This is a genomic window from Candidatus Methanoperedens sp. (genome assembly GCA_027460535.1).
Taxonomy (GTDB): Archaea; Halobacteriota; Methanosarcinia; order Methanosarcinales; family Methanoperedenaceae; genus Methanoperedens.
In genome coordinates this window covers 1-11,456 of sequence record JAPZAR010000008.1, presented here as the reverse complement: position 1 = coordinate 11,456, position 11,456 = coordinate 1, and the positions used below count along the sequence as shown (strand labels likewise).

Below are 11,456 nucleotides of genomic sequence, written 5' to 3'. Positions count from 1 at the left end.
TAAAATGGCCGATGCATCTTATTTAACCAGGTCAATTCCATATCTAGCTGTGGATATATTCCCCTGCGTGTTCCTTCCAAGGATCTGGGGGGACTTGACTCCAGTAACTACTATCATAGTCCGTATGACATGCTCAAGTTCCGGGTCTACCATGGCACCCCAGATCAGCCTTGCCTTGGGATCGATCCGGGTGTAAAGTTCATTCACCACGCTTTCTGCTTCAGCAATGGTCATATCAGGACCGCCAACGACATTTACGAGAGCGGCAGTAGCGCCCGAAACATCTACGTCCAGGAGTGGACTTCTAAGTGCTTTCTGGACGGATTCTATCGCTTTGTTCTCGCCTTCGGCTTCGCCAAGACCTATCATGGCCACACCGCTTTTTTGCATTATGACTCTTATGTCGGCAAAATCGAGATTGACAAGACCGGGTTTCGTGATCAATTCGGTTATTCCCTTGACGGCGCGCATGAGTACCTCATCGCATACCTTAAATGCTGCCTGCAGTGGAAGATGCGGTACCACTTCAAGTAATTTATCATTGGGAACAACGATCACTGTATCCACTACATCGCGTAGCCTCTCAAGACCAGCTTCGGCATTGTCCATACGCACAGATCCTTCTACAGAGAACGGCAATGTTACAACAGCAATTGTGAGAGCTCCGGAATCCCGAGCAACTTCAGCCACCACGGGTGCTGATCCTGTGCCCGTTCCACCGCCAAGTCCGCAGGTCACGAAAACCATATCTGCATTTCCTATCACTTTTTCTATCTGGGCTTTGGATTCCTGGGCAGCATCCTGCCCTATCTGCGGTATGCTTCCTGCGCCAAGCCCTCTCGTCCTGCTCCGGCCGATCAGGACTTTCTTCTTGACCTTAATGTTCAGTAGATGCTGGGCATCAGTATTGAGCGCATACAGATCTGCACCAAGTATTCCTTCTTCAGATATTCTCTGGATTGTGTTTGATCCCGATCCTCCGCATCCTATTACCACGATATTCGTCTTTAATTCTTGCAGGATTGCCAGGAGTTCCTCGTCTGTTTCCCCAACAGAAGGAATTTTAGATTCTCCGGCCCGTGCGATTGCCTCAGATATTATTGATTCCATGTTTCATCCCTCAGTCATAACCTAATTTAATGGTTCTTTTATTTATTTCATATACCATTTCTGGATTTATAGTTTTTCCATCTATGATCACAGATTGACCCTGAGCTAATCTCCCAAAGAGCGGGCCCATGGACATTCCCAGGGATTTTGCGCGCTCCGGGCTGAACTTCTTTTCTGTTATCTGTAATATTCCATTATTGACCCCTACATCATAATGTTTTTTCAGGATATCTATGCATTCGTTCTTTAATTTTTCTGCCACTAACCTTGCGCAGTTGCTATCCAGAGCGATTATGACATGGGCAAATCTCCCGTCTTCATATTCGATATAGGCGATATTATGGTCTGAAAGAAATTTTTTAAGTCTATCTCTATCGAGTTTCTCGGCTTCAGATAAAAGGTCGGGATTGATGCGGGCGATTTTTACCTTTGGGCATATGCAGTTCTGGCAGGATGATATTTCGCATTTTATTCCGTTTGTGATCATAGGGCGGCCATTTGGGCATACTTCTTTGACCTTCTGCCGAAGCTGCTTGCAAAATTGCCATGGGACCCCTTCCATATCCCTTATATCGCTTTCTTTTAGCACCTCAAATCCCAATCCTTCAATTATTGAAGCCAATTTTTCACGCTGCTCTGCCTTCATGGATTTCCTGTCAAAATAGGCAAAATCAGCTTTGGATTTCAAAAAAGCCTCTCGTATTATATACTCATCAAGTTCGAAAAGCGCATGCGATGGAAATATGTGCCCGAAAGTGATATCGGTTTCAAGGACAAGGGCTGTTTGTCTGGGAGCGTAGTGTGTGCCCCCGAAGCCCACAGCCACTGGAGAGTCACCATCTTTCAGCATCAGGATAGCGTTTGCGACGATTCTGCCTGCCACTTCATCAAGCCACTGGTCTTCATTACTTCCTATCTCAATATACACAGAAGGCATATCGATGTCACTCGGTCCATGATGCGTGCACTCAAGAGTGACCTCGTAATCCTCGTTCGCGACCAGGACTTTCAGTGACCGGAGTAAAGAACGCAAGGCCTGCGGAGCGGCGGCGGCAAGTTGCTTTAGCGATCCCCCGAACTTCGCTTCGTTAACGTTACCTGTGGAATGAACAGTTAGAATAGCCCGCCCATCTTTGCTCCTGTGCTTGGATGCAAATATTATGAGATTCGCAGGAAACCCGCATTCGGATAGTCTTTTATCAAGCCTGTCCTGGTGAATTAGAGGTTCATTTATCTCTACGAGCCGAAAATTCTTGAATTCAAAAACAGAAAAAGTATTAGATTTTAGCTGCTCCCATTTCTTGAGAGCCAATAGATTGGTCTTGATATTCTGGCTGGCCCTGTCCTGAGTTGAACAAATTATTGTGGTCTTTGTTTCACCGCTCAAAACACTGCCTTCTACTATCGGTCAAAAAATAAAATCAATCCATATCGGTGCCGGTTATCATCTTTTTATCGACAATTGCGTAATCCTTTGCAGCCCTGACAGCCTCAAAAGGTATCAGTACATAACTATCCTGCGTTTTGTATTTCGATGTATCCACCATGGTGCCGGGTTTCACAACAAGATATATCAGTTCCCCGGTTTGAGTATCCATTACCACGTTAGTGGCAATTCCGAATTCTGAACCGTCAGTGAGCATTACCCTCTTATTCGCTAGATTTTTTGCAAGTATCTTCGCCATAAAAATTCCCGTCTTCTTTTTATCTATATCCTATATAAGACTTCTGTTCCTGTTTCTTTCCACCCTTGAATTGTTCCTGGAGCTTTTCATAATATTCCAACATACCCTCAACCAGTGCAGGTCTCACCTTTTTCAATGAGTCCCGGAAATGCTTCATCTCAACTTTTTCAGTATCAAAATTCTCTCGGAGTGCCAGCATTACTGCTTCCCTGCACAGTGATTCTATGTCAGCCCCTACATAATTATCAGTAAGATCCGCCAATTCTTCTACTACCACATCATCTGAAAGAGGGATATTCTTAAGATGGATATTGAGTATTTCGATCCTGCCCGACCTGCTGGGCGGTCCTACAAAAACCAATCTGTCAAATCTTCCGGAGCGGATAAGTGCCGGATCGACTATCTCGGGTCTATTCGTTGCAGCTATTACCACAACGTTCTTCAGGACTTCAATGCCATCGAGTTCTGTCAGTAGCTGGTTGACCACACGTTCCGAAGACTTAGAACCCATGTCCACTCCTCTTATGGGAGCGATGGCATCCAGTTCATCGAGGAAGAGTATGCATGGTGCAACCTGGCGCGCTTTTTTGAATACCTCACGTACTGCCTTTTCCGATTCTCCCACCCATTTTGACAAGAGCTGCGGACCCCTGATGCTGATGAAATTGGCAGAACTTTCATTCGCAGCAGCCTTGGCAAGAAGAGTCTTGCCCGTGCCCGGTGGACCGTAAAGCAGAATTCCTTTTGGTGGACGGATACCCATTTTTTCAAACTTCGCAGAGTTTTTAAGAGGCCATTCTACGGCTTCTATTATCTCCTGCTTAGCCTCATCGAGGCCACCAGCATCATCCCAGACCACTCTTGGGATCTCAACCAGCACTTCCCTCATAGCTGAAGGTTCAACATCTTTTAGCGCTTCCTCGAAATCGCTTCCTGTAACCTGCATGCTGTTGAGTATCTCCCGCGGTACAGCTTCATCAAGTTTTATCTGGGGAAGATATCTCCGAAGAGCTTTCATTGCGGCCTCTCGTGCAAGAGCCGAGATGTCAGCGCCAACGAACCCATGGGTCCTGTCGGCAATTTCCTCAAGTTTAACCTCATTCGAAAGCGGCATGCCTCGTGTGTGTATCTGGAGGATCTCAAGCCTCTCCATCCTGTCTGGCACCCCTATTTCTATCTCGCGGTCAAAGCGGCCAGGGCGGCGAAGCGCGGGATCGATCGCATCTATCCGGTTCGTTGCACCTATCACAACAACCTGGCCTCTCTCTTCAAGACCATCCATCATGGTCAGAAGCTGGGCAACAACCCTGCGTTCCACTTCACCGGTCACTTCTTCCCTTTTGGGAGCGATGGAATCCAGTTCATCTATGAAAATAATGGAAGGGGCATCCTTGTTGGCCTGCTCGAACAGCTCACGTAACCTCTGCTCGCTCTCACCGTAATACTTGCTCATGATCTCAGGGCCGGCGATTGAGAAAAAATTTGCTCCGGATTCGTTGGCAACCGCCCTGGCTATCAGGGTCTTGCCTGTTCCGGGCGGGCCGTACATCAATACGCCTTTGGGTGATTCGATACCCAATTTCTCAAATACCTCAGGATGTTTCATGGGAAGCTCGATCATTTCGCGAAGACGCTGGATCTCGTCACTGAGACCACCTATATCCTCATATGTTATACCAGTCCCGGTCACATCTACTACCACAGGCTTTTCCCTGAGTTTGATCTCTGTACTTTCGGTGATCAGAATTATTCCTTCTGGCTCGGCCTCTATCGCGATCAGCGGAATGGTCTGACCTGTTACCACGCGCCCGAGGAAGGGGTGCGCCATTGTGCTCATTACCGGAATAATATCTCCTTTTGTGACCGGGCGTTTCATTATCTGCCGCTTTACCATTTCCTCTGCTTCTCCCCCGAACTGTATTGAGGTACCTTCAGGCGGCGCAAGTACTACCCTATCAGCTATCTTTACTTCCGCTTTACTAATTTTTACACGGTCGCCTATGCCCACACCTGCATTCTGCCTTATGAAACCATCAATACGAATGATATCCTGGTCCCAGTCTATACGGTCTGCACGCCATACTTTTGCTGACGTGTTCTTCTTCCCCTCCATCTTTATGACATCGCCAGGGGTAAGTTGCAGAACCATCAATGTGTGCGGGTCAAGACGGGCAATCCCTCTTCCCGAATCGTTTGGATATGCTTTTGCAACAGTGAGCTGTATTTCGTCCATTTTTTATATCCCCTCAGATATATTTGAATAATCCAATAATTATATGCCTTTATATATTCCTGTACTTAATTGTATTGCAGGGATAAAACTGTTTGCTAGAATTTTCAATAAATATTTATATCCTAAACCGCTTTCCTCTTCACCTTTTCGACTTCCTTCAATAATGTATCTATACCGCCTTTGACCAACGCTTCGAATTTATTGCCCTTCAAGCTTGCCCTGTTGAGGGTTTCTCCCAGATCTAAAGGCAGCGCGATGTCCACCCAGTTATCCCTTACCCTGTGAAGAACAGGCGGTTGCAGGAACTCATGCACTTTTTCATTCACCACCCTGGCAGTGGCGTCATCCTTGAATTTTACAGGCACATGCAGCGTCAGGGAAGTGATCTTACCCTCCTTGTCTTTTGGTGTGTAAAGCCGTATTATCTCCTCACCAAATCTTCCAAAGAACTGGTCCGTCCCTTTTCCGAATCCTATCTTCTCTATTGCAGCAACGGCATTTGCCGGGATGTCGTCCATGATACAACCGCAAAGTGCACTAGTTATTTCTTTCTCTTCCGTGCTCTCTGATATCCGGATAAAATCATCCAGTGGAAATCCCATGACTATCTCGTCATCCCTGTAACCCGAAAACATCCTTGCGCCGTTACAGAGAAGGGACATGTTGACTTTTTTCTCCATATAGGGTATTGCCGTGCATTCTCCGCACACTGCGAACTCACCTTTGAATTTCGCTTCCACAGGCTGTTTTTGGTGCAGCTGGGAAAGTATGGTCGAAACGCGCATTATTTTGCGGGGGGTGCTCACTATTATTACCACGTCGGGTTTCTTGTCCGTCTTTTCAAGCGGCGATACGCTCACGAATTTCGTGTTTGCAGGCTTTATCCGCGGATAGATTTCTCCGTACGACGGTTCAGTGAATCCGAGCGCAAGTTCAGCGCTCGTGCACGTGAGCTCCTCAACCCCAAAAATGAAACTCTCGCCATAAACCGCGCTTCGCCGTACCATTTCGCAGAATCGCATTGGCTGTGTTCCGGTTTTCTGCTCCTGAGAGCCATCACTGATGATTCTCACGGCCACTGGCGACGAAGGCAGTTCAAAAAATTTCCTGAATTTGGTTGACAGTTCAGCGTATTTCATTATAATTCTCCGTGTAGGTTAACCTTATGGTTCAATAATTGAATCCATGTATGCCCGAAGGGCATACGTGTATGCGCCCTCCCGAGGCGCGACTCGGGGTGGGACAGTTCAGAGTATTTCATTTCATTCCTCAACTCTTATTCCATTTGTTCTCGCGATGTCCTTGAATGCATCCGCGACATACTTTATCTGTTCCCATTTCAGACCATAGGTATTGATCTTGAAATTCTTGCTCATACCCGGGTGAAGCCCCACTATCTTTCGCTTTTTTAATTCATGGTACAGGAAATATCCCCGTCGTTTATCTTTTTCAGCGATCTCATGCAGGGGAAGGCTTTCAAAATTCATGAGAGTGTGCTGTTTTGGTTTGACGCCCATCTGGTGGAATCCATCGATCTTCTCAAGCTCCCCCACAAAATACTGCGCTTTCTTCACCTCTTCATCCCAGTGTTTGACCCTTTCAACAACAGCGGGGAATGATGCCATAAGTGTGGCAACCGGTGCTCCAAAAACCGGGGAGCATCCAAATAAGGCCACCTCTTTTTTTGTGAACCCCCTGCCGCTCCAGTCGCCCCTGACGGTTGATTTATTGAATACCTTGCTAGTCCATTCATACGTGGTGGCAAGTATTCCCATGGGAGCGGACGCAGCCCAGCTCTTGTGACCCGAGCCGCACAGGAAATCCACGTGGAGTTTTTTGCCGTCCACTGGCATTATGCCTGAGGAGTAAGCAGTGTTCAGAAGGAACGGGACGCCATATTCCTTGCATATCCTTCCAACTTTTTCAGCATCGGCCACATTCCCGTACCTGTAATCCACATGGGTGAGCACAGCCATCGCCGGAAGTTTTCCTGTCTTTTTTTCCACTTCCTCAAATTTACCGGCATAGCCATCGATATCTATCTCGAATTTTGGGTAGCCGTTGTGAGGTACTTCAACAACGTTCAACCTGTTCGCCTCGGCTGCAAGATATGATGTGTAATGTGCCAGGGAATCGAGAACAACAGTATCTCCAGGTTCGCATACCATATGCATTGCAGCCCATTTCGCATGCCTGCATCCTGCGGTGAACCTGACATCATCCATGTTCAGGAACTCTGCGACATCCTGTGTCAAATCGTGTACCGGCGGGTTATCTACAAGGTCCACTCTTGACTCGAAGCAGTAGTCGCACACAGAATAGCCGTCCCCGAACTCCAGGAGGGCTTTTCTCGCCTCTCCGGTCAGCACGCCGCCGCGCTGGATGGGGTGCACATTGACGTAAGTTTCGGAGATTCCCCGCATGACATTCTTGTATTTTTTCAGATCTTCCATGCTCAGCTCCTACGTGACTTAATGACTTAATTCCTCGTTGAGATTCGAAGAGGTAGTTTTTGCTGTCATTGCTTGATTTGTTTGATGATATTTTTGATTCAAGAGTTTTTAGACGGGCTTAAAATTAACGGTCGAGGTAATTACGTAGAGGAAATTTACGGTTTTATTTCAACTGCAATCTCTATGCCTGCTAATTCAATCATTACGCGATATCTTGACACGGAATTGCTGGCTTCTCTCTCAAAGGCATAGCATTGAGTTTTATTCGAATATGATAAGATGCGTATAGTAAATATTTACTTTTTTAAATTAATCTCTCTTAAGAGTTCCTCTTTTGTAACTCTTCCAACAAACACAACCTCTCCATCGATAGCAACGGTTGGAACTGACATTATATTGAGCTCGCTTGCCCTGCGCTGTCCCTCTGGATAAGAGATGTTAATTTCTTTGAATTTCATGTTTTTGGGGAGAATTTCCATTATAAGCGCCCTTAATTGATGGCAGTTATGGCAGGTGTCTGAATAATAAAGTTCAATTGTGGTCATTGCTATCAAATAGTATCTGATTACATTAATGAGTTGTTTATGCGGCAAGATTTGCATATCCCTTGTTCTTTGTTAGATTAGGATTTGCTCTGGCCCAATATTACATGGGTTTAAAATGCACGAGCGGTATAAAAAAATCATAATTTTAGAAAGGAAGGGAAGAAGCAGATGGGATATAATTCTCGAAGTGCTGGGAATAATACTGGAAGAAAATAATGTAAAAAAGACACGAATTATGCAAAAGGCATATCTGGATTGGAGAAATTTTAAGAGATATTTTGACTTCCTGTTAGAGGAGGGTTTTGTAGCAAAAACCAATCCGGATGAATACTATGAACTCACTGAAAAAGGGAAGGAACTGTTCAGGAGATTGAATGAAGTGAAAAAATTGGTTTAGGTTGGGAGTTCCAGGAATCTTAAGCCTTTGGGTTTTATTCTCAGCTTTTCATTTTCTCTAATAATGTATCCCTGTCCTTGCAGGAAATTAAGGATCTCGTTCAATGTATCTTCAGGCGCAGAGATCTCCTTTTTTATCTCCTCAATGTCGTGCCATTGAGAATTTTGGAGCAACTCCAGCACTCTGTCAATTAAAATCATAATAATAATCATATAACTTTAAGTATTCTTATTTATAACCTTTGATTTTTTGCCATGTATGAATTCCATATGCTTTCAGCACATGCATCTCCTTCCTAAAGGTATATGCGGTTTCCATCCAAACTACCTTATTCAATGCTTTAAAATATCCTGGATGAATAGGGATTTGCTCATAAGGGCATTGAGGCATCAGGCGTCGAGGGCTCCGCGTAAAGCGCTCTTTGAAAGGTAAATACTTAAAATTTGGGAGGAAAATACAATGAGATTAGGAACCAGGACAGTTGCGTTGCTGTTAGCACTAATTGTGGTTGCGGCTTTTGTAGTCCCCACAACAATGGCAAAGGCAGCAAAACCAGAAAAAAAAGAAAAAATGGAAACCAAGGGTGGAGGCTGGATCAATAGTACTGTTCCCGATAACAAATCAACCTTTGGGTTCGAAGCCAAAAACATTCCAGACAAGAAGGGCACCAAGATAGAAGGAAACCTGAAATACTATGACCATGGCGCCAATATTAAGGTCAAAGGAAATGTCACAATGCTTGTTATTGATAAATTAGCAGGGACGGCGACCTTCAGCGGAATGGCGAAAGTTACCGATGCCACCGGAGCAAAAATGATGCTACCGTATGAAGTCATCGTGACGGCAGGCAAGAAAGGTGCAGGTACTTTCATGATATTCATACCAGTGCTCAAATATAAGGGTGGTGATGTGCTGATGGGAGGACACATTAAGGTGGACCCGTAAGCTTTGAGGGAGAACTCCCTCTCTTTTTTTGGTTAGCAATATTTATCCTATCATCCTCCAATTGTGTTCTTGTGCTTTCTCACGATGAATTAATTTCTTTGATCAATAATAAGCCGCCCCTTATCGACCAAATGATAGACCCGAAGGCACAGGTGCAGCCAAACGGTGTTGAACTCTCACTGCAGCGCATAGAGGTCTATGATGGTTCTGGTGCGGTGGCATTTGATAATTCCGAGCGAAAACTCCCGCCAACCAACAAGATTGATTTTGATAACGAAGGATGGGTTCATTTGCCCAAAGGCGTTTATAAAATCGTTTTCAATGAAGTCGTAAATATTCCTAAAAACATAGCCGCGATCGCAAAACCGCGCTCAAGTCTCCTCAGGTGCGGCGTGACAGTGGAGACCGCCGTCTGGGATGCTGGCTACAGCGGGAGGAGTGAGAGCCTTCTTGTTGTTTATAATGAAAAAGGGTTCAAGATCAAGAAAAATGCCCGAGTTCTGCAGCTTCTGTTTTTCAGGCTTGATGAAGAAGTGAGGGAAGGATATTGCGGGATCTATCAGAATGAGAATGTATAGATGCGGAGGATGGGATTTGAACCCACGAACTCCTACGAGACCAGCCCCTTAGATCCGAAACTTAAGGTCTTTGTTGGCGCGTACGGCTCTGGAAAATCAACTGTTCTGGATGCAATTGCAATCATGCTTTCATGGGCACTTAGCAGAATCGGCCATTCAGGGACATCGGGTAGACAAATCATGGAAAGTGATATTACCAATGATAAGTCCACATCATCCATCAGTTATCCTGTGAAGCTGATGGCAGACAGATAGTGTGGAAATTGTCGAAAAGCCGAAAATGGCATGCAGCTTCAGAAGAAAAGAGTAATCTGCTGGAGCTGAATGACCATGTTGATATAAGCAAGCTGATGGATGATTTTTTGTGAAAAGTGGTTTCGCGAAAGAAGGATGAAGCATGAAATAGGGCGCGAGTTACCTTTCTAAACGAAAACTTATTTTAGTTAAACGAATAATTAGTATGTGCATTATAATGAATGAAATAATTCCAGACAGAGTTAATAAAATCGCACAAATAATATCCGAAGTATCGCATTTAAACGAAACCGATATGTTCATCTTGCTGACCCTGCTTGCCGACAGTACGATCACCAATGCGGAGCTTGCAAAAATATTGAAATTCAAAGACGGGAATTCTGCGGCATATCACACACGCACCATGCAGCAGCAAGGAGATATTGTTGTAAAGGAGACAATCTCAGGTTGTGTAATCCTTAAGGATGTCTTCCACTGTTTCGGTGATAAAACGATGGCGATAATAATCGGAAGAGCAACATCTGACCAGGATGCTGCGGTCTATTGCAAGAATTATCTTGTCAGCATATATCCTGATATCAAAGTAAGTCTGCTTATTAATAAATACAGAACAATAAGTGATTTTTTCATCGATAAGCCTGCAATTAAAAAATTGAAAGAAATGTTCCAGATTGGATCCGTTACGTCTGATGTATTAAAAGAATTGCAAAATTCATCAGTTTAGATATACTTCCATCTTAATCAGTAATATAATAATATTCGGAACAGTCAATACCCGCTGTGAATCATAATTCCCGCAAGGATTGCAAAGGCTGCCCTGTAATCCCAGACTCCCAGAAAAGCGCATGTTACCGCTACCACGGAAATGTCAACGATACTTCCTTTTAATTTAAGGATTGAAATGTATGGATTGTTTTTGAAAATTTCAACTCCTCGCATTTTTTTCGTTTAGTAACCATTTTTGTAATTGATACTTTTTTTAATATTAAAGATTTCTTTTTCACATTTAACTGATTAAACACGATAAAAACGATAAATTTATATACATTACATGAAAATAACTTGGCGTACAGATGAATAAATCCTGTACACAAATGGTGGTAAAGTGGCAGTTTGAAAGATAATAACTCTAACAACTGGATTTTACTGACCATGAAAAACGTAGGGTTCAACTGAACCTACTAAAGTACGGTTGAACCCCAAGGCCCGTAGGCAAAATAAGGTTAAGACTTTCAAAGTATTAAAGATTTGCCTG

The 11,456-nt window shown here is 44.4% G+C and carries 14 protein-coding genes; 5 read left to right on the top strand and 9 right to left on the bottom strand.

Annotated elements, in window-relative coordinates; all coding sequences use genetic code 11:
- Positions 1-18: 18 nt before the first annotated feature.
- The 7 genes from ftsZ to O8C65_02555 form a co-directional block, all read right to left on the bottom strand.
- Entirely contained in the window at positions 19-1,110 is a 1,092-nt protein-coding gene (ftsZ, locus tag O8C65_02585; protein ID MCZ7355796.1) for a cell division protein FtsZ, read from the bottom strand.
- A 10-nt stretch (positions 1,111-1,120) separates the two neighbouring features.
- Positions 1,121-2,497: a hypothetical protein gene (locus tag O8C65_02580; protein ID MCZ7355795.1), complete on the bottom strand. Its 1,377-nt coding sequence runs from the start codon at positions 2,495-2,497 to the stop codon at positions 1,121-1,123.
- A 34-nt stretch (positions 2,498-2,531) separates the two neighbouring features.
- The gene (locus O8C65_02575) at positions 2,532-2,795 is read right to left on the bottom strand and encodes a PRC-barrel domain-containing protein (GenBank protein ID MCZ7355794.1); all 264 of its coding nucleotides are present in this window, start codon (positions 2,793-2,795) and stop codon (positions 2,532-2,534) included.
- Positions 2,796-2,814: 19 nt separating this feature from the next.
- Positions 2,815-5,028, bottom strand: a complete 2,214-nt coding sequence (locus O8C65_02570; protein ID MCZ7355793.1) for a CDC48 family AAA ATPase — start codon at positions 5,026-5,028, stop codon at positions 2,815-2,817.
- A gap of 122 nt (positions 5,029-5,150) precedes the next feature.
- Entirely contained in the window at positions 5,151-6,167 is a 1,017-nt protein-coding gene (locus tag O8C65_02565; GenBank protein ID MCZ7355792.1) for a DUF169 domain-containing protein, read from the bottom strand.
- Positions 6,168-6,290: 123 nt separating this feature from the next.
- Positions 6,291-7,481 (bottom strand): O-phospho-L-seryl-tRNA:Cys-tRNA synthase, encoded by a 1,191-nt coding sequence (gene pscS, locus O8C65_02560; protein MCZ7355791.1) that lies wholly within the window; start codon positions 7,479-7,481, stop codon positions 6,291-6,293.
- A 296-nt stretch (positions 7,482-7,777) separates the two neighbouring features.
- On the bottom strand, positions 7,778-8,026 hold the full coding sequence (locus O8C65_02555; protein MCZ7355790.1) for a thioredoxin family protein: 249 nt from the start codon (positions 8,024-8,026) through the stop codon (positions 7,778-7,780).
- Between the two features lie 115 nt (positions 8,027-8,141).
- Between O8C65_02555 and O8C65_02550 the strand changes: the two genes are divergently transcribed.
- A complete protein-coding gene (locus O8C65_02550) occupies positions 8,142-8,423 on the top strand; it encodes a hypothetical protein (GenBank protein MCZ7355789.1) in 282 nt (93 codons plus the stop codon).
- On the opposite strand, the gene O8C65_02545 is transcribed toward O8C65_02550, so the two are convergent.
- Positions 8,420-8,623 (bottom strand): hypothetical protein, encoded by a 204-nt coding sequence (locus O8C65_02545; protein MCZ7355788.1) that lies wholly within the window; start codon positions 8,621-8,623, stop codon positions 8,420-8,422. The genes O8C65_02550 and O8C65_02545 overlap by 4 nt on opposite strands.
- 259 nt (positions 8,624-8,882) lie before the next feature.
- On the opposite strand from O8C65_02545, the gene O8C65_02540 reads away from it, so the two are divergent.
- From O8C65_02540 to O8C65_02525, 4 genes are all read left to right on the top strand, one after another.
- A complete protein-coding gene (locus tag O8C65_02540) occupies positions 8,883-9,368 on the top strand; it encodes a hypothetical protein (GenBank protein ID MCZ7355787.1) in 486 nt (161 codons plus the stop codon).
- Positions 9,369-9,412: 44 nt separating this feature from the next.
- Entirely contained in the window at positions 9,413-9,946 is a 534-nt protein-coding gene (locus O8C65_02535) for a deoxyuridine 5'-triphosphate nucleotidohydrolase (protein MCZ7355786.1), read from the top strand.
- Positions 9,947-10,201, top strand: a complete 255-nt coding sequence (locus O8C65_02530; GenBank protein ID MCZ7355785.1) for an AAA family ATPase — start codon at positions 9,947-9,949, stop codon at positions 10,199-10,201.
- A 217-nt stretch (positions 10,202-10,418) separates the two neighbouring features.
- Entirely contained in the window at positions 10,419-10,925 is a 507-nt protein-coding gene (locus O8C65_02525) for a hypothetical protein (GenBank protein MCZ7355784.1), read from the top strand.
- Positions 10,926-10,969: 44 nt separating this feature from the next.
- Here the strand turns inward: O8C65_02525 and O8C65_02520 are convergent, their stop codons facing one another.
- Positions 10,970-11,140, bottom strand: coding sequence for a hypothetical protein (locus O8C65_02520; GenBank protein MCZ7355783.1), 171 nt, complete (start codon positions 11,138-11,140; stop codon positions 10,970-10,972).
- Between the last annotated feature and the right edge of the window lie 316 nt (positions 11,141-11,456).

Bases quoted from the DNA above. Each gene is read 5' to 3' on its own strand.
- ftsZ (MCZ7355796.1), bottom strand. From the start codon at position 1,110: ATGGAATCAATAATATCTGAGGCAATCGCACGGGCCGGAGAATCTAAA.
- O8C65_02575 (MCZ7355794.1), bottom strand. From the start codon at position 2,795: ATGGCGAAGATACTTGCAAAAAATCTAGCGAATAAGAGGGTAATGCTC.
- O8C65_02570 (MCZ7355793.1), bottom strand. From the start codon at position 5,028: ATGGACGAAATACAGCTCACTGTTGCAAAAGCATATCCAAACGATTCG.
- O8C65_02565 (MCZ7355792.1), bottom strand. From the start codon at position 6,167: ATGAAATACGCTGAACTGTCAACCAAATTCAGGAAATTTTTTGAACTG.
- pscS (MCZ7355791.1), bottom strand. From the start codon at position 7,481: ATGGAAGATCTGAAAAAATACAAGAATGTCATGCGGGGAATCTCCGAA.
- O8C65_02555 (MCZ7355790.1), bottom strand. From the start codon at position 8,026: ATGACCACAATTGAACTTTATTATTCAGACACCTGCCATAACTGCCAT.
- O8C65_02550 (MCZ7355789.1), top strand. From the start codon at position 8,142: ATGCACGAGCGGTATAAAAAAATCATAATTTTAGAAAGGAAGGGAAGA.
- O8C65_02545 (MCZ7355788.1), bottom strand. From the start codon at position 8,623: ATGATTTTAATTGACAGAGTGCTGGAGTTGCTCCAAAATTCTCAATGG.
- O8C65_02540 (MCZ7355787.1), top strand. From the start codon at position 8,883: ATGAGATTAGGAACCAGGACAGTTGCGTTGCTGTTAGCACTAATTGTG.
- O8C65_02530 (MCZ7355785.1), top strand. From the start codon at position 9,947: ATGCGGAGGATGGGATTTGAACCCACGAACTCCTACGAGACCAGCCCC.
- O8C65_02525 (MCZ7355784.1), top strand. From the start codon at position 10,419: ATGAATGAAATAATTCCAGACAGAGTTAATAAAATCGCACAAATAATA.
- O8C65_02520 (MCZ7355783.1), bottom strand. From the start codon at position 11,140: ATGCGAGGAGTTGAAATTTTCAAAAACAATCCATACATTTCAATCCTT.